This is a genomic window from Caballeronia sp. AZ10_KS36 (assembly GCF_023631105.1).
Classification (GTDB): Bacteria; Pseudomonadota; Gammaproteobacteria; order Burkholderiales; family Burkholderiaceae; genus Caballeronia.
The window spans coordinates 1-247 of the sequence record NZ_JALQDQ010000091.1; the positions used below are offsets into that span (position 1 = coordinate 1).

At 58.3% G+C, this 247-nt stretch carries 2 tRNA genes; both read left to right on the forward strand.

Annotation, left to right across the window (positions count from 1 at the left end):
* Window positions 1-76 (forward strand) — tRNA-Gly (locus tag NCR35_RS29845).
* A gap of 94 nt (window positions 77-170) precedes the next feature.
* A tRNA-Gly gene (locus tag NCR35_RS29850) sits at window positions 171-246 on the forward strand.
* Window position 247 lies beyond the last annotated feature (1 nt).

Here is a 247-nt window from a genome sequence, read left to right on the forward strand (position 1 = left end):
GCGGGAGTAGCTCAGTTGGTAGAGCGCAACCTTGCCAAGGTTGAGGTCGCGAGTTCGAGACTCGTCTCCCGCTCCAGGTTTTGAACTTTCCGGTGCAGGCAGCGCATGAGCGAAGCGGTACTGGAAACGGCAGCATCAGATACGAAGCAGTAAAGCAGCGCAGGATCTACGCGGGAGTAGCTCAGTTGGTAGAGCGCAACCTTGCCAAGGTTGAGGTCGCGAGTTCGAGACTCGTCTCCCGCTCCAG